Annotated in this window: 17 protein-coding genes; 6 read left to right on the top strand and 11 right to left on the bottom strand. The window is 39.1% G+C overall.

What is annotated here, in order from left to right:
* Positions 1–36: 36 nt before the first annotated feature.
* The 5 genes from H6F92_RS10135 (at position 37) to H6F92_RS10155 (ending at position 6,428) form a co-directional block, all read left to right on the top strand.
* Positions 37–2,085, top strand: a complete 2,049-nt coding sequence (locus H6F92_RS10135; protein ID WP_190357734.1) for a DNA phosphorothioation-associated putative methyltransferase — start codon at positions 37–39, stop codon at positions 2,083–2,085.
* A 34-nt stretch (positions 2,086–2,119) separates the two neighbouring features.
* Positions 2,120–2,749 carry a Uma2 family endonuclease gene (locus H6F92_RS10140; RefSeq protein WP_190357735.1) on the top strand — a complete coding sequence of 210 codons (630 nt, stop codon included), beginning with the start codon at positions 2,120–2,122 and terminating at the stop codon, positions 2,747–2,749.
* Positions 2,750–2,762: 13 nt separating this feature from the next.
* The gene (locus H6F92_RS10145) at positions 2,763–4,076 is read left to right on the top strand and encodes a dolichyl-phosphate-mannose--protein mannosyltransferase (protein ID WP_190357736.1); all 1,314 of its coding nucleotides are present in this window, start codon (positions 2,763–2,765) and stop codon (positions 4,074–4,076) included.
* Between the two features lie 61 nt (positions 4,077–4,137).
* Entirely contained in the window at positions 4,138–5,148 is a 1,011-nt protein-coding gene (trpS, locus tag H6F92_RS10150; RefSeq protein WP_190357737.1) for a tryptophan--tRNA ligase, read from the top strand.
* 236 nt (positions 5,149–5,384) lie between these two features.
* Positions 5,385–6,428: a DNA-methyltransferase gene (locus H6F92_RS10155; protein ID WP_190357738.1), complete on the top strand. Its 1,044-nt coding sequence runs from the start codon at positions 5,385–5,387 to the stop codon at positions 6,426–6,428.
* Between the two features lie 118 nt (positions 6,429–6,546).
* Here H6F92_RS10155 and groL read toward each other — a convergent pair whose 3' ends face one another.
* Positions 6,547–8,220, bottom strand: a complete 1,674-nt coding sequence (gene groL, locus H6F92_RS10160; RefSeq protein WP_002759846.1) for a chaperonin GroEL — start codon at positions 8,218–8,220, stop codon at positions 6,547–6,549.
* Positions 8,221–8,753: 533 nt separating this feature from the next.
* Between groL and H6F92_RS10165 the strand changes: the two genes are divergently transcribed.
* Positions 8,754–10,550 carry a hypothetical protein gene (locus tag H6F92_RS10165; protein WP_190357739.1) on the top strand — a complete coding sequence of 599 codons (1,797 nt, stop codon included), beginning with the start codon at positions 8,754–8,756 and terminating at the stop codon, positions 10,548–10,550.
* A gap of 50 nt (positions 10,551–10,600) precedes the next feature.
* Here the strand turns inward: H6F92_RS10165 and H6F92_RS10170 are convergent, their stop codons facing one another.
* From H6F92_RS10170 to H6F92_RS10215, 10 genes are all read right to left on the bottom strand, one after another.
* Positions 10,601–12,625, bottom strand: a complete 2,025-nt coding sequence (locus tag H6F92_RS10170) for a potassium channel family protein (protein WP_190357740.1) — start codon at positions 12,623–12,625, stop codon at positions 10,601–10,603.
* A gap of 150 nt (positions 12,626–12,775) precedes the next feature.
* Positions 12,776–13,615 carry an SWIM zinc finger family protein gene (locus H6F92_RS10175; RefSeq protein ID WP_190357741.1) on the bottom strand — a complete coding sequence of 280 codons (840 nt, stop codon included), beginning with the start codon at positions 13,613–13,615 and terminating at the stop codon, positions 12,776–12,778.
* Positions 13,616–13,628: 13 nt separating this feature from the next.
* Complete coding sequence (locus H6F92_RS10180; protein WP_190357742.1) at positions 13,629–16,751, bottom strand: DEAD/DEAH box helicase; 3,123 nt, start codon at positions 16,749–16,751, stop codon at positions 13,629–13,631.
* Between the two features lie 414 nt (positions 16,752–17,165).
* On the bottom strand, positions 17,166–18,146 hold the full coding sequence (locus H6F92_RS10185; protein ID WP_190357743.1) for a DUF3616 domain-containing protein: 981 nt from the start codon (positions 18,144–18,146) through the stop codon (positions 17,166–17,168).
* Between the two features lie 149 nt (positions 18,147–18,295).
* Entirely contained in the window at positions 18,296–19,297 is a 1,002-nt protein-coding gene (locus H6F92_RS10190) for a hypothetical protein (RefSeq protein WP_190357744.1), read from the bottom strand.
* Between the two features lie 58 nt (positions 19,298–19,355).
* Positions 19,356–20,843, bottom strand: coding sequence for a hypothetical protein (locus H6F92_RS10195; protein ID WP_190357745.1), 1,488 nt, complete (start codon positions 20,841–20,843; stop codon positions 19,356–19,358).
* A 42-nt stretch (positions 20,844–20,885) separates the two neighbouring features.
* Positions 20,886–21,683, bottom strand: a complete 798-nt coding sequence (locus H6F92_RS10200; RefSeq protein WP_002750566.1) for a DUF2272 domain-containing protein — start codon at positions 21,681–21,683, stop codon at positions 20,886–20,888.
* 41 nt (positions 21,684–21,724) lie between these two features.
* A complete protein-coding gene (locus H6F92_RS10205; RefSeq protein ID WP_265795791.1) occupies positions 21,725–21,994 on the bottom strand; it encodes a 3D domain-containing protein in 270 nt (89 codons plus the stop codon).
* A 7-nt stretch (positions 21,995–22,001) separates the two neighbouring features.
* Complete coding sequence (locus H6F92_RS10210) at positions 22,002–22,766, bottom strand: alpha/beta hydrolase family protein (RefSeq protein ID WP_190357746.1); 765 nt, start codon at positions 22,764–22,766, stop codon at positions 22,002–22,004.
* Positions 22,767–22,815: 49 nt separating this feature from the next.
* A complete protein-coding gene (locus H6F92_RS10215) occupies positions 22,816–24,114 on the bottom strand; it encodes a family 10 glycosylhydrolase (RefSeq protein WP_190357747.1) in 1,299 nt (432 codons plus the stop codon).
* Positions 24,115–24,132: the final 18 nt, after the last annotated feature.

The following is a 24,132-nucleotide window of genomic DNA, read 5'->3' on the forward strand; positions in this document are numbered from 1 at the left end:
TGTGTCTATAATTTGTTATTGGACAGATTGATTGCCATGGCTGAGAATTTCGCCGTAATCGTGCAACTGTGTCAAGTTAGTCCCATCGGTAAACTATTACCGGGGGCGCTCTATGTTCATCGAGAAGCATTACAGCAACTGGATCCTATCCTCCAGAATTACGAACAACAAGCAAGAATTAATCAGCATTTATCTGAGGCAACAATAATTAAATTTAGCACCGATAAACAGAAAATATCCTATCTTTTTTATCCCGATTTTGATCGAGAACCTCACCCAGTTTTAACTAAAAGTTTAGTGGTAGATATGGGGACATTAATCTTAAGTGAATGGAATTATCAAAATGCTGATAATCCCCCTATTTTACACCGAAAAGAAACTTTTGTTACTAGGGACTATCCTCTTTATGAAGAATTCGAGCATCTCACAAAAATCGAGAGTGCTTTAGGACTTTTAAATAGTTCTTATCCCATCGGTACTAAACAGGAATGGCAACGGCTTTTAAGAAAGCATCACCTTGATTTTGCAGGAGATTATTTAGTTTGTAATCTAGAGGGACAAAGGGAAAAATCGATAATAATTGATCGCCATAAAGCCGCTCTTGTTCGCAAAACCCTTTCTCGTCCGGCAAGATTAGCATTAGCGGCGGGATTATTTCTTCCTGAAACCACTTTTTTTGATTACGGTTGTGGTTATGGAGGTGATATAGAACGCATAGCTGAACAGGGTTATCAAAGTGAAGGTTGGGATCCTTATTATCGTCCCGATAGTCCTTTAATTGAATCTGATATTGTTAATTTGGGCTATGTAATTAATGTTATTGAATCCGCCGAAGAACGGCAGGAAGCTTTATTAAAAGCTTGGCAATTAACCCGTCAAGTTTTAATTGTTTCGGCCCAGATTCTAATTGATGATAGCGAACGGGGTTTAATGGCTTATGAAGATGGAATTATAACCCGTCGTAATACTTTTCAAAAATACTATCAACAGGAAGAACTAAAACAGTATATTGATAGCAGTTTAGGGGTTGATTCTATTCCAATAACTTTGGGAATTTATCTAGTTTTTCGAGAGGAAGAAAAAGCCGAAACTTTTCGTTTATCCAGATGTCGTTCCCGCACTACCACTCCTAAAATTAAAACCCATCTCAAACGCTTTGAAGATTACGAAGATTTATTAACTCCCCTGATGGAATTTTATACCCAGCAGGGACGTTTACCCGTTGCGGGAGAATTATTACAAGAGGAAGAAATTAAGGCAGAATTTGGCACTTTTAGACGCGCTTTTCAAGTGATTCTACAAGTAACAGAAGGGGAAGAATGGGAGATAATTGCCGATAAAAGACGCGCCGATCTTTTACTTTATTTAGCTTTAAGTCAATTTAGCCACTGTCCGAAAGTACGGGAATTATCCCCCGCTACCCGTGCCGATTTTAAAGGTTTATTTGGCAGTTATCGCAATGCTTGCGCTTTAGCAGAAGAAGTGTTAATAAGTGCGGGAAATTTAGCAGCGATCGCTTGTACTTGTGAAAATAGTTCTTTAGGCAAACTTTCCCGTTATTCCCTAACTATTCATATTAGCATTCTGGAAAAATTACCGATGTTATTACGCTTATATGAAGGTTGTGCTAGTCAAACTATCGGACGGTTAGAAAATGCTAATGTTATTCGTTTATCCTTTCGTCAACCCAAAATTTCCTATCTCTATTACCCCAATTTTGATACAGAACTTCATCCGATTTTAGCTACTAGCATGGATGTATATTTAGGTTCGGCTGATTTTAGTTTTCGCGATTATCGGGATAGTCCTAATCCGCCAATTCTACACGAAAAAGAGCTTTTAGTAACGGCGGATTATCCCAACTATGATAAATTGCTTCGCTTAACTCAATTAGAAAAGGATTGGGGATTGTTAGAAGATCGAAAAGCGATCGAACGTTTACAGGGTTGGCAAAAATGTTTAGAGGAGCATTGTGCTACAATCAAAGGCTATCAGATTCTGTGGCGAAAAGATGCCGATCCCTATAAAGTTAGGGTTTTACGCGCTAAAATTAACGCCAGAAGAAATCAAAATAAGTCTTCCTGAGTAATTAAGTAAGATAGATGAGGTAATTAGTTTTATGATGACTACGATTCGGTTACAAGGATTAGAAGGTTTCGAGTTAAAAGCTAGTGATCCCGAACAAAGAATGTTAATTTCTGGGGTTAATTGGCAACAGTATGAAACCCTCTTAAAACATTTAGAAGATAGTTCCAGTTATCGCATTACTTACCTAGATGGAATGGTAGAAATTATGGCTCCTAGTCGTCGTCACGAAGTTAGCAAAAAAAACATCGGTAGATTGGTAGAAGTTTATTTAGAATATGCTGAAATTGATTTCTGGGGATTAGGTTCCACCACGTTGCGAAAACAGGAAAAGGAAGCGGGAAAAGAACCAGATGAATGTTTTTGTTTATTTACAGAAAAAGAGTTTCCTGATTTGGCGATCGAAATAATCTTAACCAGTGGCAGCCTGAAAGTTTTAGAAGTTTATCAAAGATTGGGAACTCAAGAGGTTTGGTTTTGGCAAGATAATCAGTTAAAAATTTATTCTTTGCAAGAGAATGGCGAATATATTTTAATCCCTAAAAGTGCTTTATTACCGGATTTAAATTTAGAATTATTAGCCGAATACGTCAACCATCCTAATCCCCGTCTTGCTGTCAAAGAATTTCGCTTGCGTTTAACAGAAAATTCCCAGTTATCATAACTATTATCTTTCCATGAGTTCTCAAGTAAAATTTAACCTATCTATCCTAGGGATATTTGTATTTTCCCTAGGAATAAGATTCTGGAATCTCAGTCAGTTTAATACTCTTGTTTTCGATGAAGTTTACTATGCTAAATACGGCAATGAATATCTAATCGGTAAAGAATTTTTCCAGTCTCACCCACCGTTAAGTCAATATTTAATTGCTATTAGTATCTGGATTGGTTCCCATTTTCCTGCCGCTGCTGAAACCATTAATAATTTAACGGGTTCCCTGCGCTCAACTTTTAGTTATCGCTGGTTAAATGCTTTCACTGGTTCTTTTATTCCCCTAATTATTGGGGGAATTGCTTATCAATTAACCCAGAGAAAAACTGTATTTTTAATCACAACTTTCCTCGCTAGTTTAGACGGATTATTTCTGGTGGAATCCCGTTATGCTCTCAATAATATTTACTTAATTTTATTCGGTTTGTCTGGACAATTATTTTTTTTATTAGCACTCCAGAAAAATTACCAACTCAATTGGCTATTATTATCGGGAGTTTCTTTCGGTTTAGCGGCAAATATTAAATGGAATGGCTTAGGATTTTTACTGGGAATATTTATTTTTATCGGTGTTGCTTGGTTAATAAAATTATTTAATCAAGAGCAGTCAAAAGATCATCTTTGGACAAAGGTAACTAACCTGAGATTAGAGGAGATTTTTATCGCATTAATTGTCTTTCCCCTAATTACCTATAGTCTGCTGTGGATACCGCATCTTCTCGTCAACCATCAATATAATTTTTGGCAAGTACATCAAGAAATTTGGTCATTTCATCAGAGAATCAAGGGTAATCAAGCTGATGTCCATCCCTATTGTTCTCCCTGGTATAGTTGGTTAGTAATGGGGCGACCTGTGGCTTATTATTTTAAGAGAGTAGGTGATAAAATTTATGATGTTCACGCGATGGGAAATCCGTTTTTGTGGTGGTTTTCTACGATAGCAATTTTAGTGGTTTTTAGTCGATTATTTAACCGAAAAGAGCGAGTAATTTCTGCCTATCTTATCTGTAACTATATTGCTAATCTGCTGCCCTGGTTAAAAATTAGTCGCTGTACCTTTCTCTATCATTATATGGCTGCCTATAGCTTCACTTGGATTGCTCTAGCTTGGCTCTTAGCCGATGGTTTAAAAAGTTCCAGTCCTATTTATAAAAATGGCTCGCGCTCGCTGATAATTTTGATAATTTTTGCTTTTATCCATTGGCTACCAATATATTTAGGCATTCCCCTGTCAGTGCGGGATTATTATCTAAGAATGATTTTTCCCAATTGGATTTAGGATGAAATTAGCACCAAAAACTGATACAATGAAATCATGATAAAAAGCGATCGCAGGAGTTATGGGTAAACAAAGAATCTTATCTGGTGTGCAACCAACCGGCAATTTACATTTAGGCAATTATCTCGGTGCGATCCGCAATTGGGTGGAGGGACAAAAAGACTACGATAATTTCTTTTGTGTGGTCGATTTACACGCGATCACCGTTCCCCATAATCCCGCCACTCTTGCGGAGGATACTTTAGCAATTGCCGCTCTATATTTAGCCTGCGGAATTGATTTAGAATATGCGACGATCTTTGTCCAATCCCACGTTAAAGCTCATACAGAATTAACTTGGTTATTGAATTGTATCACCCCTTTAAATTGGTTAACTGATATGATTCAATTTAAAGAAAAAGCGATTAAACAGGGGGAAAATGTTGGCACAGGTTTACTCGATTATCCCGTACTGATGGCTGCTGATATCCTACTCTACGATGCCGATAAAGTACCCGTGGGAGAAGATCAAAAACAACATTTAGAATTAACCCGCGATATAGCTGTTAGAATTAATCATCTTTTTGGGCAACCGAAACAACCAATTTTAAAACTTCCCGATCCGATGATCCGCAAGGAAGGAGCGCGGGTGATGAGTTTAACCGATGGCCGGAATAAAATGTCTAAATCCGATCCTTCCGAGATGAGTCGGATTAATATTCTCGATAGTCCCGATGTCATTGCCAAGAAAATTAAACGCTGTAAAACCGATCTAGTTAAGGGTTTAACTTTCGATGATCCAGAACGTCCTGAATGCCATAATTTATTAACTCTCTATAGCATTTTATCGGGAAAAAGTCAAGAGGTGGTCGCGGGAGAATGTGCCGATTTAGGTTGGGGACAATTTAAACCGATGTTAACAGAAGTCACCATAGAATCTCTGCAACCTATTCAGGAAAAATACGCCCAAATTAGAGAGGATAAAGATTATTTAGCCACAGTTTTGCGGCAAGGTCGTCTCAAAGCAGAAGCGGTAGCGAATCAAACTCTCGATCGAGTCAAAAATGCCATGGGTTATTTACCACCATTTTAGGGATAATTTTCGGGTGCATCTCATAATTATTAATCTACTCAGTTGAGATTTTTTAAGGAAAACTCGCTGCTTTATCAGTCAATCTTTAACTCTTGGTGGGGTTCTACCTCCCCCATCCAGGGTAAGGGAAGGAGAATGATTACAAAAGTTATTAAATTAAGCGCAACTCCAGTGATATTTTGGTAAAATAAGGACATAATTGAAACTATCAAAACACTTACCTGTCCTTTGAGATTATGGTTGTAGAGTCCCAGCGAAAACAAAAAAAACTATCGGAAGATGAGTCTCGTCCAATTGCCAATAAGGAACAAAACTCTTATCTAGCAGAGGGAATTGTTGATCATCAATCAACTCAGATTGCCCCTTCCTCCTTACTACAGCCATTTTCTCCAGAGTTAGAAAAAGATAGAGCCAACAAATTTAATTTTCTTAAAGAAATTCTGATTAGTCATCTTGGTCAACCTTTTTACTCAGACAACGGCTTTATTCTTTATCAAGGAGATGCCACAGACTTTTTGTCTAAACTATCTCATAGTGACATAAAAATTGACCTCACTGTTACATCACCACCTTATAATATTGGCAAAGAATATGAACGAGTTCTTTCAATCAATGACTATGTTGATTGGTGTGCTAATTGGCTGCGGCAAATTTATCAGATTACTCAAGATAACGGTGCTTTGTGGCTAAATGTTGGTTATTTAGAAGTACCAGAAAAGGGATTATGTGTTCCGATTCCCTATCTTCTTTGGGATAAGTCTCCCTTTTATCTTTTACAAGAAATTGTCTGGAAATATGGGGCAGGTGTTTCTACAAAAAATCGTCTTAGTCCTCGCAATGAAAAATGGCTTTTTTATCTAAAAAATTGCCAAGAATATACTTTTAACTTAGATAATATTCGTGACCCTAACGTTAAGTATCCCAATCAAAAGAAAAATGGTAAATATCGTTGTAATCCCCTCGGTAAAAATCCTTCTGATGTGTGGGAAGTTCCTAAAGTCACTACAGGAGAAAAGCGCAGTTCTAAGGAAAGAACCGGACATCCTGCACAATTTCCTTTAGCAATTGTCGAGAGAATTATACAAGCTTCATCTAATCCCGTAGAAATAATTCTTGATCCCTTTGCTGGTTCTTGTTCCACGGGAATAGCAGCCTTGGGATTAGGAAGAATTTTTGTGGGTTTTGAAATTCGACAAGACTATTGCGAGATAGCTGCAGAGAGATTCAAAAGATTTAAAAAAGAAAGAAGCAATACTTATATTCAAGGATCATTATCCTAGATTTTTCGATACAAAGTGAGGAAAAAAAAACCTGCCCCTAATGCCGATGTTAACCAGAAAAGGGACAGATTGGCTCAATTGCATGAGATTATTTTCAAGGGCCAGACGGCATCAGGAATTACATCATACCCATGCCACCCATGCCGCCCATGCCACCCATGCCGCCCATGCCGCCCATGCCACCCATATCGGGGGCTGCGGCTTCTTTAACGGGTTTTTCGACCACGAGGGCTTCGGTTGTTAGGACCATACCGGCGATAGAAGCGGCGTTTTGAACGGCTGACCGTACCACTTTAGCCGGATCGATAATTCCGGCGGCGATTAAGTCTTCGTACTTGCCGGTGAGGACATTGTAACCGACGCTAAAAGCGGTTTCGCGCACACCCTCCACGATCACATCCCCTTCCACACCGGCGTTATTAGCTAACTGACGCAGGGGTGCTTCTAGGGCTTTAGCGACGATATCGGCGGCGACTTTTTCCTCATCGTTAGTGAGAGAAGCTTTGAAAGCCTTCACCTTAGAAGCCAGATGAATCAAGGTTGTACCACCGCCCGGGACGATACCTTCTTCCACGGCGGCTTTGGTGGCATTGAGGGCATCTTCGATGCGGAGTTTGCGATCCTTGAGTTCGGTTTCTGTGGCTGCCCCGACTTTAATCACGGCCACACCGCCGGCTAATTTAGCGATGCGTTCCTGTAATTTTTCCTTATCGAATTCGGAATCGGTTTCTTCTAACTGTTTTTTCAGTTGGGCGAGACGTTTCTGCACATCGGCCTTATTGCGGCTGTCCCCGGAGGCGACAATAATTGTATTGTCTTTTTCTAGGGTGATTTTTGCCGCTTGCCCTAGCAGATCGAGGCTAACGGTGTCAAGACTTAAGCCCACTTCTTCGGAAATCAGACGACCACCGGTGAGGATGGCGATATCTTGTAAAACCGCCTTGCGACGTTCCCCAAAACTGGGGGCTTTGATGGCGACGACATTTAAGACTCCCCGGGCCTTGTTGACCACTAGAGTGGCTAAAGCTTCGCCGTCCACATCTTCGGCGATAATTAATAGGGGACGACCTTGACGAGCAACGGCTTCGAGGACGGGGACTAATTCAGCGATCGCACTGATTTTTTTATCGGTAATCAGGATCAGGGGGTTGTCGTACTCGACGATCTGTCTTTCTTGATCGGTGATGAAATAGGGAGAGATATAACCGCGATCGATCTGCATCCCTTCCACTACTTCTAATTCGGTGGTTAAGGATTTCGATTCTTCCACGGTGATTACGCCATCGGTGGTGACTTTTTCCATGGCGGTGGCGATCATTTGTCCCACTTCTTCATCGTTGCCGGAAGAAACGGTGGCCACTTGAGCGATCGCATCTCCAGCGATCGGTTTAGCGACGGCGGCGATTTCTTCCACCAGATAGGCGATAGTTTTGTCTAGTCCGCGTCTTAAAGCGACGGGATTGGCCCCGGCGGTAACGTTTTTCAGACCTTCTTTAATTAAAGCCTGGGCGATGATGGTGGCGGTAGTGGTGCCATCTCCCGCTAAATCTTTGGTTTTTGCCGCTACTTCCTGAATTAATCTCGCCCCGGTGTTTTCGAGGGGATCCGACAATTCGATTTCTTTGGCGACGGTGATGCCGTCATTAACGATCTGGGGGGCGCCGTATTTCTTTTCTAACAAGACATTGCGTCCTTTCGGACCGAGGGTGATTTTTACCGCATCGGCCAAGGCGTTGACACCTCTTTCTAGGGCGCGACGGGATTCATCTTTAAAGGCAATGATTTTGGACATGGTATCGCTGTTGTGATAGGACTCCTTATAGTTAATTTAGCACTCTTAGGGCTTGAGTGCTAATCCAGGTGTGCGGTCATTGAGGAGATCAGGGTGTTATCTCCCCACGGCAGACTGAATTGAGTTAAAAAACCCACATTCCGCACCCTCAACTGTCACATTGAAAATTTTATCTAAATCGTCAAAACGATTGCCGGCTCTGAATTACAGGCTAATTTGTTTGCCCAGCAGATGCACAATTGGTGCTAAAAATCTGATAGCTCTGATACCAAATTATTGAGATAAACTCTCATTAAGCTGGCGATCGCTGACTAGAGTGTGACACTTCATGATTCTTAGTAATCGCTAAAAGTCTTACTATACAAGGGCTAGAGCAACTTTTGATTTCAACGACTAGGGTGCGGAATGTGGGAAAAAAATAAAAATTTATCAAGATTTATGAATAATTGCAGAAAATCAATGATAACTATTGTAGCATCGGGGAGATAATCGAATTTTAGCCCATTTTCGCCTTTTTTTAGGAGAAGACAATCATGATTAATCTTAATCCTGCTATCGAACAAAAAATTAATGAATTTATTCTGAAAGTTAAATTAGCTCACCAAAAAGAAGCCACAGATATCATTCAAGAAACGAAGAATTTAAAAGATGAACTTATTCAAAAACTAGGTGGATTAACTTTTTCAGACCCTTTACCTAGCAGAGAAGAATTAGAAAAACAAATAATAGCTCATATAGATCAGCTTGTGGAGACAATCAACCTTTTATCTACGGGTAAAAGTTCAGAAACTCCTCTTGATACTTTCAGCCAAGAAACTGATAGTTTAGTTGCAACAATTACGACTCTATTCGATGCTAATGCTAACGATGCAAACTTGCCAAAACTTAAGGAAAAGATAACTGCTTGGCAAACAAAAGTTAAAGATACTTTGGTTAAATTTTCCACCACTGTGGAATTACAACAGAAAAATGAGTCTTTGATTGCTGAACTGAAGGATAACTTAGACAAATATAGTTCAATTCCTGAAGTAGATGAACCCTTTGAAGAGTTAGTCAAGGAATTTAAAGATAATTTTGCACAACTACAAGTACAAGAAGAAAGTGTTTTATTTCAAACTTTAGACGATTTAATCAATGAAATTAAAGCTAGAGATGAGGGAATCAAACTAAATAAAAGAATTGATATTTTGCTGGAAAAAACCCAAGAACAAGTAGCGGGATTCACTCAAGAATTAGACCGGGAAGTACAGGGAGAATTAGCCAAATTAATTAAAATACTAGGGATAGCGCAGGTAGAACTCATGAACATTTCAAAACCTTGTGATATCATGCAAGTAAAGTCGGTGGTAGATGCCGGGGAAATTGCGATTAAATCTTTAACAGGTCAACCTAATATTATTTTGGCACAAAAATTACGCTATGCCGCCAGAACGGGATTAAGAAAAATCCCAAAAGGTTCTAAGGTTAGTAGTTTAGCAAACTTCAAAGATGAGCTTTTCCATTTTTTCAAAATACCTACAAAAGTTTTAATTGGATTATTGTTAGCTGTCCCTTTAAATTTGTGGATTATTAAACACCCTTCAGTGAATGAATTACTTTCCTCTTTACCTCCAATTACAATTAATAAACAAGAAACTGCTTCCAAACCTAGCCAACAACAAACTGCTTCCGGAAATACTTCATTGCCAAGCACAAGTAAAGAGGCAATAAATTTTATAATTTTGATATGGATGACAGGCACTTTAGGGGGAGGAGTTAGTCTTCTAACTCGTTTGCAAGATTTTGATAATCCCAAAAATCAAAAATATGACGATGACCTCTTGCCATTGTTAATTGGTTTAACCAAACCCATTTTAGGGGGAAGTTTCGCTTTCTTTATTCTGCTAATTCTTAACTCTAACATTTTTCCCATAGATATTCGGCGTAGCACTGAAGATAATGGGAATGACACCTATTTATATGGACTTTTGGCAATGGCTTTTGTGGCTGGATTTAGCGAACGTCTTATTCCCGATTTAATTAGTCAAGTAGAGAAAAAAGTAATTGTAGAGGCTAGTTCTACTGGACAGGGACTACCTCCAGCGATTTTGATCGCTCCGCCTAGCCAAAATTTAGCATTAAATAAAATCCAGGAATTTAGCATTAACCCCGTTGGTAAATACACCATCACAATCTCACCGCCAGACAGCGGTAAAATTGATAAAAATACCACTGATGCCAAATTTACCTACACTGCACCTGCACAAGGAAATGCTGGGGATACAATTACTATTACTGCCACTTCTGATTCCGGACAAACTGCCAAGGCTACTATCACTTTAACTGCATAAAAAAAGACCGAGAGAGCCTTCTAGTTTGACAAAAAAAGTATAACTCCCATTTACCCCGATTTCGGGTTAATCGGAATGGCCAATGCTTGAACTTGAATTTTTTTTAACTCGGAAACTAATCGAATCGCCTGCTGTTCGTAGAGGGGAGCGCCGAGAGTCGCTGGCAAATTTTCCATGAGATCGCTGGCGGTTTTCAGGGGACAATTAGAAAAACGACTGATCACGGTGGGTGCTTCCGCGGCAATATTGCGGTTAAAGGCTTTTTCCACCCGCACGCGCCAAGTTTTGGGAGTGCGACGACCCTGCTCCACCCGTCGCAGTCCGTTGATGGTGGCCAGCACCACAATGCGATCGCCGATGCGTAAATTGAGATAATCTTCGGGCATTAATTTCGGGGCTTGCCGTTCTCGTTGGTGTAGGATCGGCACGACTCGATAACCGTAGGCAATATCCCCGATCGAGCTACCATTGAGAGTATCTCCGGCTTCGATCTCGTATTCTGTCACCAGAATCGTTTTTTGCGCCCAACGGAACAGATAGATAATATTTTCTCCGAAAGCCGCTCCCGTAAAGGCTTCTGCCGCTACGGTGTTGGTTCCTAAAATGTGAGAGCGGGGCAGAATTTGACTTAATTGTTGACTAAGGTTGTCGTCGGTGGTGCGGATGACTAAGTAGCTTTGGGGGTTGAGTTTGCGGGTGGTTAGGGCCACTTCTAAATTGAGGATTTCGTCATCGGTAACGATCGCTATACTTTTAGCCCTATCTAAATTGACATTTTTTAAAGATTCTTCGATATTTCCCGTCATCAGGGGCATTTTTGGCAGGATAGTTGCATCAAAATCCCTATTTAAGCTGACCCCGACGATCGCCTGTTGCATTTCTAGTAATAAATTAGCCACTTCTCTGCCGACTCGACCTAAGCCAACAATAACGATATGATTCTGTTGGGGAACTGGGGGACGGTTAGGGATAAATTGAAATCTTGATGATAATAAAGTTTCTGTCAAAATGGCATAGAGAACCCCGATAAAAGCGGTTCCAGCTAAGGTTAAAAAGAGACTAAATAGCTGCATCCACCAGGGAACCGCATTTAAATCTTCGGGGTTAGAGCCACCGAAAACATCGCCGTAACCACCTAATAAAAGGATCGCTGTTCCTGAAAGAGAGGAAATAAAGGAAGCTCTCGGGGCGTAGAGATGGAAAAGAAAAGTCCCGATAATTACTAGGAGGATAATGATAAATACTGACAGGAAAGCCACCCGGTGAATTTGCTGCTGAAAACTCAATTGCCAGAATTGTTGGATTTCTTTGAGGAATTTCTGCCAAAAATCCCGCAACTTCTGGGGAGAATTTGACGGTTTCTGGCGGACAGCATCGATGTTTTGATAGGTAGTTTCGATGGTGGTAATGGTATCACCAGCCCGGATAGTGGTGGTGGGAGACCATTGATAAAATCCGGCCCTTAAAGGTTCATCGGGGGCTGTGTGTGCTAACAGACGACGGGTGGGAGTATTTAAATCACCTAAAAAGCGATCGAGTAAACCATCTTCGGGGCTAATTTGTCTCTGGATAATCCGCAATTTCTGACCGTCAAGATGCAAAAAACCGAGGGTTTCTGTGCCTAATGTGGCTAAAGCAAAGGCATTGGCAGGTAGTTGGGTGGGTTCATAGGCGATAAAATTGCCCAAACGTTCCTTAAGTAGCTGATTGAGATTATCTTTAGAAGAACGCACCACTAAGCGGGTAAGGGGATTTAATTGCCGAATAATTAGGGCAGTAGTGGCATTAATTCGCTCATCACTGGTGACAATTAAAGCAGCCCGACAGCGATCGATTCCCGCTCTTGCTAAAATGTTTTTTTGACGACAATCACCGATAATTATTTCCTCTAATAAATCGGGAAAATCATTAATTTCCCAACTGGGAGGCTGTATTAGTTCGATACCGACGACGCTAACCCCAAACTCTTTTAAAGACTTGACGCAGTGTTGTCCGAGACTACCCAATCCACAAACTAAAAAGCGATCGGCTAACTTGACATTCCCATCGACAAAGCTGAGAGATTCTTGGTTCATAGATTCTGCTTGTCTTAAAAAATAGAAGGATTTTTCAAAATTCCGATCCCCCCTGCCCCCCTTGATAAGGGGGGTGCCGATTCCCCCTTAATCTACCCTTAATTTCTTCTTAATAAGAAGAGGGTCTGACAATTTTTAACACCTACCTAATTATAACATACCTGCATTTTTATTGCGTACCCGTTGATACATTTCTTCCATTACTTCGATAAAGGAGGTATCCTTATCCCAAAATGCAGGATAATCACCAGCTTTTTTAATAACAATTGCGGGAATAGTTGCGGATTTAACTAACTGAGGATTTTCGGGTAAACGGTGATGGGAGTGCCAAAATTCTTTGAGATCAATTGTTTCTGCTGCTGGTATAGTCTCGGGTTTAGTGTGATAGGAGGTAACGGGGTTAAGAGGAATTTTTTCCTCTTGGATAGAGGAGGAAAGCAGCTTACCGAGGGGAGTTTTTGCTAACTCTTGCAGTAATTTTTGACGAGAGATACCGCGTAATTCAAATAAGAGGAAAGGATCCTGATCTAATTGGGAAGCAACGAGGTAATAAACTCCAGCAATATGTTTACAGGGATTTTCCCAATCGGGACAGGAACAATTGGTGATAAAATCCTTTTGACTGTGGGGTAATAAGTGGATATTCAGATCGCTAAATGCTTCATCAATATTATCGGGAACTTCTTTGAGCAGCAGTTTAGAGATCATACTCGCTCTTGAACCAAGATTGTATAAAGCTTGTGACCACTCTGCTTTAGTAATTGGTTTAATCTCGATACTCACCTTATACAAAGGTTCTTTGTAAACCCCAAAGTAGGGATTAATGGAACCTCGCACCTGAGCAGTAATTAAATTACCGTCAATTTCGTAATTCTTGACTTTATCATTTTTAGCGTAGGAACGTCCTCGACTCAAACGCGCTGAGTCGGTAAATTCCTCTAATGCTTCTATAAAGCGTTGTCCCCACCAAGTTTTACTAAATTTATTCATAGGTTTACCTCGATTAAATAATTGTCTGTTTATTCAATGCGATTAACTGACGAAAACTTTCGTTATCTAATTCCGTTAACCAGGATTCATCATTACTAACAATAGCATTAGCTACCTTTTTCTTTTCCTCGATCATTTCATCAATTCTTTCCTCTAAGGTTCCCAATGTGACAAATTTATGCACGAAAACATTTTTTTGTTGACCAATTCTAAAAGCGCGATCAGTTGCTTGATTTTCCACCGCAGGATTCCACCAACGATCGAAATGAAAAACATGATTTGCTTTGGTTAAAGTAATCCCCACTCCCCCAGCTTTTAGGGATAAAATAAATACGGAAGGTTCTGTTTCGGGATGTTGAAATTCTTCGATCATTTGTTCTCGTTTTGGTTGAGAAGTCCCCCCGTGAAGGTAATAGGTATTGTAGCGAAAAGTTTGTTTGAGGTACTTTTGTAAGGAGTCACCGATTTCAGTAAATTGAGTGAAAATTAGCAAACTATCTCCCTCTAAAATTACTTCTTCTAGCATTTCTCCCAAACGCTCTAACTTATGCGATCGCTCAGGAGTAAAAGCACTGTTATCCTGTAAAAATTGACGGGGATGATTACAAATTTGTTTCAAGCGCATCAGGGTAGATAAAATTAATCCCTTGCGTTTTATTCCCTCCGCTTCTTCTAATTGTTTTTCCACTTCTTTGATAACAACTTCGTAGAGAGAAGCTTGTTCTTTAGTTAAATTACAATACTGTTTGTTTTCCACTTTGTCAGGCAAATCTTTAATTATCTGCTTATCGGTTTTTACCCGACGCAGAATAAAAGGTTCCACTAATTTTTTGAGAACCGTGGACTGGAGACGATCATTTTGTTTTTGGATTGGCACTTCAAAAGCTTTACGAAATTGAGTTTCTTTGCCTAAATAACCGGGGTTAAGGAAGTTAAAAATTGACCATAAATCAAGCAGTCTATTTTCCACAGGAGTTCCCGTTAATGCGAGACGATGTTGTGCAGATAAACTCAAGATTGCTTTGGTTTGTGCCGCTTTAGGATTTTTGATATTTTGTGCTTCATCAATTACTAAACGTTGCCAAGATTGCGAGTTAAATAATTTCAAGTCCTTGCGAACTAAGGTAAAAGAAGTAATGACGATATCCTTTTGACTAGCTACTATCTGAAATTCGTTCTCATCTTGATAGCGCTTACTACCATGGTGAATTAAAACCTGAAGATGGGGGGCAAATTTTTCAATTTCTTTTGCCCAATTTCCCACCACAGAAGTGGGTGCGACTAGCAGAGTTGGTAAAACATTATTATCTCCCTCTCTTTCCCCAATCAATCTAGCAATTACTTGTAGGGTTTTTCCTAATCCCATATCGTCAGCAAGACAACCATTTAACCCCAATTGTTCTAGGTATTGAATCCAGGCAACCCCCCGCTTTTGGTACTCCCGCAGCGTTCCTTGTAATTGGGGAGGATTTTCGATCGGTTCTAGTTGACTAGGATTTTGTAATTTCTCTAGCATAGAACCCAAAAAATCATCGGTTTCAACAATAATCTCCTCTGGGTATTCGGCAGCTTTTTTCATTAATTCAATCAGATTCATCTCAGGATTTTCCTGCTGATATTTCTGCCAAAAATCCAGCATTTGCTGCATTTTATTTTGTTCTAATTCTACCCATTGACCTCGAAATTTAACTAAGGGTGTTTTTGTGTTAATTAATTGTTGCCATTCCTCTTGACTAATAGTTTCTTCACCGATGGCTAATTCATATTGATATTCAATGATGTTTTCGAGGCTAAAAATCCCTTTACTAACGGGGGTAGATTTGCCCGATTTAGAAGTGGTTTTTAGCCGAACTTTGGCGCGTTGACGACCTTCGGGAGTCCACCAAGCTGGAATAATCACTTTATATCCCGCATCTTCTAAAATCCACGCAGTTTCTTTTAAGAAAGTAAAAGCTTCTGTAAGGTTGAGATAAAATCCCGTCGGTTTATCCGTTTCTAATCCTTGCCAAATGGGGGGATAAATACGGGCAGCATAACCCAAACTTAGTAAAATATTTTTGTCTAAATCTTGACCAAAATGCGCTTGTATGCTTGTTCTAGTATCGGGGACTGCATACCAATATTCGTCTAATTCTAATCGCAGGGAGGGGTCTTGTTTAGAGATGAGGATAAAGGTAATTTGCCACTGTTCAATATTATCTTCTGGCGCTTCCGTTAGTTTAAAACCAAGGCTAAAACTAGATATATTTTGGTCTCCTAGTAATTGCTGTCTCCAAGTTTGCCACTGTTGATATTTTTCTAAGGCAGCGGCAGTTTGCAGAAATCCAGCAGTCTTAGTCACATAGAAGCAATCACCTATAATTGTCTCGCTAATTTTTTTATCAAAACTGGCAGGAATTGCCGTATTAGTGACAATTTCATTGAGGAGACATTCGGAGAAGTGCCGGAGTAGGGTTTTGGGATCGTATAATTGTGGTGAAGCATGGGGATTTTCAGCACCAGCAAGACAAATGCGGGGAAGATATTCGAGATAGCCATCGAGATTGGGTTCGTAGGTTGCTGATATAATTTCCCAAAGAGGATAGATAGCAAAGTTAGCGGTTTTCTGGTTATTTGTGGCTAATTCTCTATATTTAAAGGCAGGAATATAGTTATCTTTGAGAATTATTTCTTTAAAAGCTTGACTGTAGTGATACCAAAAAAGTAAATCTGCACCTAACTGAATCTCTGAGGAGTTGTAAAGACAGATAAAGTGCAGATCATTGAGCAGTTTAAGTACAGGATTAAGGGGATAACAATCAATTTGCCAAGATTGCCATTGGCTATTTTCTGGGGGTTCTTTTTCTAGATAACGCAGTAATTCTAAGGAGGGTACAGGTTGATTATCCTGGCTAGGTAAAAGAAAGTAGCGGGGGACAAATTGCCGACTAAGAGGATTATAATTCGATTGAACTATTCCTAATTCTCCAGTGAGAAAGCTAGTTAATTCTTCTTTGCTTAACTGAAAAGGATGATAATTATCAGCAGTGGTGCGACTCTTTTTCGGGTTGCTAGTTTCTCCCCAAAGATAAAAGCTACCCTTCTGAATAAATTCGTCCGTTGATTGGGGAATCCAAGTACCGTGAAGAATTTTCATGGTTTTTAACAAGTACAAAAGAACTTAAATGAGGGCAAGACTTAGCCTCTAGAAAAATTGTAGCGATTATGGGAGGATTCTCGACACTTTCTTATTTTTATCCCTTTGGGAACCCAGAAGTCCTCTGGATAAGAGAAAAAGGTTAATAGCGTTTCTAGGACAAAAAACCATTGAGAAGACGTGATCGGCGGTTTTTTGAGCTTAAAGCTTATCCCTATATGGGTTTAAAGCTATTTTTGTTCTAGGTTTTGTTGAGGTTCCACTAAGAAGGATGGCTAATTATAGCAATTCCCCAAAATCCGGCTACAGGAGTTCGATCCCCTTGCCTTCGTCTCCCTTAAAATGGGAAAAAGGGGAAAAGGGGAACTTAAATTCGATAATTCGAGATGTAGTTTTTATGGGTGAGAATTGGTATTAATTAACTTTTACCCAAATACTGCGGAAATATTTTTCGGGATTATTTTTATCGATAATATCTTTACAGGGAGTATTACCAACTCGCTCGATTGTACCATCATCGCTTAAAATATGAAAGCGATCTGGGAAATGGGGATAAAACAACAAAGCTTCTGGACGAAACCCGTCAGGGAATTGCAGTGATTCTATCTTTTCTGGTGCATCTTCTTTTTTTCCTGACCAAGTATAGAAAACAAATTGATCGCCTCCATGAAATTCTCCAGCAATAATTAAATATACTTCTAAAGCTGGCCAAAATTCAATGCTACGAATTCCTAATCCTCCCAAATCTAACAAGATAGGATCACCAAATTCAGCCCGAGCATTGGTGGAATTAATAACTAAACTTTGAGGATTTTTTAGAGTTAATAAAAGAGCTTTATCGTTTGGTAGAGGATTACGAAAACCGATCAAGATATTTCCGTCTGGAGTTGCCGTTAAACCTTCAATATTTAATCCTCCTTCAGCTTTAGTAGCTTTGGTTTCTGCTGTTTTGAAGTCAAATATTTTAGCCAATTGAGAGTCTTCGATAATATCGCGCAATACTAACTGAGTATAAGACTCACCCACTTGAACTATACTAGAGCCTTGATCGTTAATTTTACTAGCAAAAAATTGATGACGAGGTAGTTTTTGTTCAGCATTTTTATTGCGGCCATGGGAAGTAATCCAATAGATTATGTCATTTAGCACAGTTACCCCTTCTAAGTCAATTTCTCTATTTTTAGGATTGTTTTTTAGCCAACCATTAATGTCAATGGTTTCCAGCGCTTTTCCCGACTCTTGAGAGGAATAAATCCAGAGAATATTACCTAATTCTGTATCCGCCTCATCATTACCAACAACAAATTTATTTTCTCCTAAAGCAGTGGCTGCAGAAGCATCACAAATTCCTTGATGTTTGATCTCTTGGATAATAGAAAAGTTGAGAGGTTGCATGATTATATTCTCCTTATTAATTAGAAAAGTGAGGATTAAGAAAATTATAGGCAATAAAAGACAAAAAGACAAGAAATCACTAGAAATAATCTGAGAAAGGACTGGTTTGAGGATTGATGGAAAATCGTTAAATTGACAGCCATAATTATTTATTTCTGAGTATTAGGTAATATGGGTTTACCCGTATTACGCACATTGATCAACTTCCCTAAAATATCAAACCAAAAAGGTGCGCCCATCGCCACGGCTACTCCTGTCATTAGCCAGCCAAAGATAGCTTGTAACCAGCCATTTTGTTCTTTTATTTGTTCACCATTAAACCATCCTTTTTCATTCCAACCAAGCGGCAAAGGTTGATTAATTTTTTCTAAATTCTTGACACTAACTTGTAATTTTTCTGTACATTCAGCGACTTTGTTAGGATCATCTTTAGCGTCTTTAAAACAAGATTCATTAGTCTGAAAAACTTCTGTCGCTACCTGATTAATCCCCTGTCTTAAATTGGAATTTTTGGATAGTTGCTCAATGACATAAAAACTATCAATATTGAGCAAAGCAGCTGCTAAAAAACCAAAAGCAAAAGATACTCCCTTGGCATTTCTTTTATATACCCCCGATGTTCGCTCCATAATTTGAGTAAAAGTCTTGGCTATTTCATCAACAAAATCCCCCAGAGTTGGATTGTCAAGTTTGAGTTTGGTACTATAACCTATTTCTATCAATCTGTCAATCGCTAATTTGTCTATTTTAGAGAAATTGGAAATACTATCTAACTTCTTAAATATTCCTGTTTTTTGTTGATCAAGATTATTTCCTAAAAAATCCGCTTTTAATAATTTTTCATTATCTGAAAGTTGACTATTAACTAGACTAATTAGAGACTGTGCCAAAACTTTTGGTTCAACATAGGAAGGACCAACTGACTTCCCAAAATTAGTGTATTGATTTAAACTTGATAATAATGATCCATTATTGTACAAAGATTCCACCGTATTTTTTCCCAAGAATATTTCCAGAGCTTTTTTTAAATTTCTAGCCCGAAATTCTAACAAAGCGGCCAATTGTTCCTGTAATTCGGAGATAATAAGGCTGGAAGCTAAGTAGATAAAAATTAGAGCAACAATAATTTCGAGAAGGGTTCCTAGATTCATTTTTAAGATCTCACTATTGATTTTACAAGTTTTTGTTTTTAGTTATGACCAAAGCAAATTAAGCCAATTCCTCGGTTAAAATGCGGCGGACAATTTCGGTGACAGCGGCGGCTAAATTGGTATCTCTTTCCCTGTCGGAACCGTTGGGAGTACGAAGAGCTAAGGAGAAAGTTCTCAGTTTAGCTGGTTGCACACGATTATCAACAAATTTGACGAAAGCTACATAAGCAAAGGAACTAGGACCGAAGCCAACTTTAGAAATTACCACAGGTTGACTAATCACATTTATCACACCTAAAGTTTCTAAAGCAACATCAATATATCGTGCTGCATCGGTTCCCATAGCACGAACAACGGTTTCTAAACTATTCCATTGACTGCCGATAAAACGAGTATTAGTAGTTAAATGTAGATGCCATCCTAACATCGTAATTAAACGCACTAAATCATAAGTCGATACATCATTTTTTCCCGTGGTATTATCTACTGGTGATCTTAAGACGGTAGCACTGCTACTTAAATCTTTGATAATTGGATCTTTAATCAGAGAAGGATTAAAATATCCCCCAGTAAATTTACAACTGGTATTTCCAGTTTGAGCTTTTAGCCAAGCTTCCAAATCCGCTCGTTTAGTAAAGCGTTTAAACAAGGCTCCAATTTGATTCGAGCGTCCCAGAGAACCATCAGCATCTTTTCTATAGGAAACCATATCAACCACCAGATCAAAAAATTTAGGTTTGGGAGAATTAGCTGGTTCAATCACACAATTATCAACATCAACTGTAGGGAATTTCCCATTAATTTGTTCAATTGCGTTAAGAACTCCAATGAATTTAGTGGCACTGAGTAATTGTTCTGGATTAAAGGCATCTTTCCCTAACCAATGGGTTTTGATTGGACTGCTGCCATCGCCAAAACTTCCCACACATACACAGGCATGAGAGATGTTACTGGCCAGAAAATTTAAGCCATTTGTGTCAATATTGGGTAAGTTTCCCCGTTGGGGATAATCGCTAAAAGTAATAGTTTTCCCTGATCCTACGAGAGTAAAATTAGTTCCGTAGGAAACTAAATTAGTCCCGTCTGGTTTCTGTTTTAAGTGTTCAGGATAGTCGTCCACTTCCATGGCAAAAGGCGAATTCCGCAGTGTTCTAGCGACGAATGACTGAGTTACCCCAATATTAACCGGTGCGATTGAATTATCTTGGATGGTGGTTAATTTGTTAAGTATAAATTTAGTATCTTTGGCTTGATCTAAGATAAAAGGTAGCTGTTTTGTGTCAAGTAAATTAGTAGCAATATTGGGATTAATTGCCACTGTGTCAGAAGGAAGTCCAGATAAATCCAAGGCTTGACAAAATTCTTTGAGTCCTCGCCAAGTAAAAGTATCTCCAGTGCCTAAATCACCATCAATCCATTGTCCACCGGGGTATAACCCTAAGTTAGCTAGTTTAGTTTGAATTTCTCTTACTAACCCTTGATCCGCTTTTAGTTGGGAACGGGTCAGAGTTTTGTTATCGTTAACAATGTCTTGTAAAGTTGCCATAGTTTTGTCCTTGAAAGAGATTAGGAAAGGATAGGAAAAGTATTAAAGCAAATTCTTAATGACAACAAACCAAGGTCGAGTAGTGTCCTTTACTTTACCATTGGTATCAAGTTTTAGGGTCTTTTGGGTAACTGAATCGCTGACATTTCCTCCAATAATATCAATTTCATTCGTTCTTTTTGCTACTACCAAATCACAATGAGAAATATAATTGTCAGTGGTATCATAAGTAACTCCTGATTGACGAGGAGCGCAAACTAAATCACCAATTTCTGGAGTTACTTCATCAATTTTAAAAGCCACAAAAGGAGCATTAATGACTTGATCTTTGCGTTTTTTAACACTATCTCGAATATAAACTGAATGACTCGCATCTCGCTTAAATTTATCGGCCGCACCTGCTTTTGTCATGATCCAAGAAATAAATGCTGCTGACCAAGGTACGTTACCCACATCAAAACGAGTGTCAATATCGTTACGATTTAGAGCTTCTTTCCAATAGGTAACAATGCGTTGCCAAAACCCATCTTCTCGTTCTTTTCTTGTCCCTTTTTTAAAAAATTCCCATTCTTGAGTAGCAATATTAACTAAGTTTTGCTTAAAATTTTGATCGACAAAAATTTCGACATGAGAAATAAAAGCAAACCAAGTAGTCATACCATCACGAGGCGTTTCTAATTGAATTTCCCAGTGATTATTAGGAGCGGATCGATATTGTTTGATGGCTAGGGTATCCCCTTTTGCTAAGGGAAATTTTTGGGAATCTGTTAAGGTACTGCTATCTTGAGGTAAAGCCTTGATGACGGTATTCACTAAAGCTTTTAGGGTTTTGTCAGCCATGATATAAAGTCTCCTTGAGAAAATAAAGAACGATTGAACGATTAGGATTTGTGCAGTGTATTTAAAGCACTTTTAATCCGGGTATCAGTAATCACAAAGGCAGTGAAGGTTTTGCTAGGATCACTCTTAACATGGGAGAAGGGATTTTTATTAGTAATTCCCAAAAAAGTATCAATATTATTTCCTTTAATTGCACTCCCCACATCCGCCGCAAAGAAATAACCATCATGCTTCACTTTTTTTCCCGAAGGCAAAATGACTTCTTTTCCTCTTGCATCAGGAATATAAATAACTGTTCCTAAAGGGATCACGGTTTTATCAACGGCAATGGTACGATGAAGAATTCTGCTGATTACCGAAATATTTACTAAAGAAATCAGCAACGACTTCCTTGCTAGAAACAGTATTTTGATTAGCAAAAAATTGATTAATTTTTGCTTTCAGGGTATCCAAAAAAGGAATTGGAATACCACCTATCCTTTGAGGACGGTCAATCGTATAAATCAGATTAAATCCATTTCTGACTTCTCCTAAGTCAGTAAACTCATCAGGTAGAAAAGGCTTAGGTTTAGGGCGAAAGTTATTAAACCATTCTGCCCCTTCACGGGTTCCACGAAATACAACAAAAAGCTGATTAGGATTTTCTTGAGATTGAGCAATAAAGCCAAATACTTCATCCGTCGTGACAATATCTTTAAGGCTTTTCCAGAATTGCTGTATATCTGATTGTAAAATATTGTTAAAATTACTTGGTTTTAACAATTCAAACCACCACCATTGAGGAAAGAAAAAGGTAGCACAACGATTATACTCTTTAGAATTTTTCCAAAACTGATCAAGTTTTTTAAAATTAGTATTTTCACCATGGTTCTTTTGGCACTCTAAACTATCCATTTCCAGATCCGCGAAGTCTTGCGAACCTGTGATGACGGTTGGAAGTTTACTTTCTTGTTGTAATTCTTCATTGGCATCCCAGACTTCATATTCGTTATAAGCAACGGAGATTAGATTTGCTAATTCCATAGCCACCTTGCGATCAAAACCAGTACCTTCGGGGATCTGAATTTTTTGGATAGAGACCATACAAATAACTCCTTAAGACAATTGTAAGTGAACAAAATTGAAACTAAGCTCAAGCATAAATACCCGGAGCTTGTAGAGCGATCGCCATTGCATTGCTATTACTTGTCAAACCTTCATAGAAGAAAAAGATTTGACCGCCCAAACCTTGACTACGGTTGTATTTAATGGATTGCACAATATCACTTGTTGTTAAGATTGTTCGGCTGGCAGTAAAAGCGATTCCAGGTGCGATTTTTTTAAGTTGACTAGCCGTAAGCCGTGTTTTCAGGCTATCTACTTCTGTTTTATAGTTAGCAAAGCTGGTTCGATACAGTTGAGGATGCAAAAAATCTACGATCTCTTGCTTAACCCATACCTCTGAATCCTGCATCAAATTATTTAGCCCAAAAGGAAATGGTGAAGGCGACATTGAAACGATGCAAGTAGATTTTGTACTCTTAATTTTCTCAAATATACTTGCTAAGTATTTAGTCAATATATCGGCTCGGAATTTAATCCAAATGGGGTCTTTGCCATCACTGGGAGGATTAACCCCATGTTTGGCTTTATACTTATCTTTAGTCGCTTGATCATAGCCGCCATTAAAAGGAATAGCAGGAAAGCGATCGCATCCCTGAATTCCATCCACATCGTAGGTATTAACGACTTCTAAAATTAAATCCAGCATAAATTGTTGAACCTCTGGATTTAAGGCATTCATCCAAGTTAATCCGCCATGTTGAACTTTATTGCCTGAACTATCTAAAGCTGACCAGTTAGGTTTAGTCTCCAAAATATGACCGCCATCAGCATCGGGTGAAGCCGCGAATCCATATTCAAACCAAGGAAAAACCATCATTCCCCGACTTTTGCCCTGTTTAACAATCTCCCTTAAAGGATCAAAACCTACATAACCAGGGTCTTGATTAGGGAAACCATTCTTCGTCATTACAGTACTTGGAAAAGCGGTAAATCCTCGATTCCAAACCGCAGGACAAACAGTATTAAAGCCATTACGTTGCAAAAAATTGAGAGCGTTACTAATGGTTGCCGGAGAAGTTAAAACAGAACTGTGAGTACGGTCAACAATCCAAACTCCTCGTACTTCTGTTGTGATTGATGGTGGTAGTGGCGGCGGTGTAACAGGAGCGACCCAAGCGGCGGCGATAAATCCAGTGTCAGTTCCAACTGTAACCTGATGCCAATCATTACGAGTTCCCCCCCCAAAAGTATAATTACTACCGGCAAGGGTTTTGATAATCTCAACCAAAGTTCCTGTCGGTAGTGACTTAATAATGTTACTATCCGTGCTGGAATTGGGTTGACTTCTTAAGTTGAGAGAACTTGCCGTAATTTTGCCTTGAGCCATGATTGTAACCTTAAAAGA

Origin of the sequence: Microcystis wesenbergii FACHB-1317, from assembly GCF_014696875.1 — a bacterium.
Classification (GTDB): Bacteria; Cyanobacteriota; Cyanobacteriia; order Cyanobacteriales; family Microcystaceae; genus Microcystis; species Microcystis wesenbergii_A.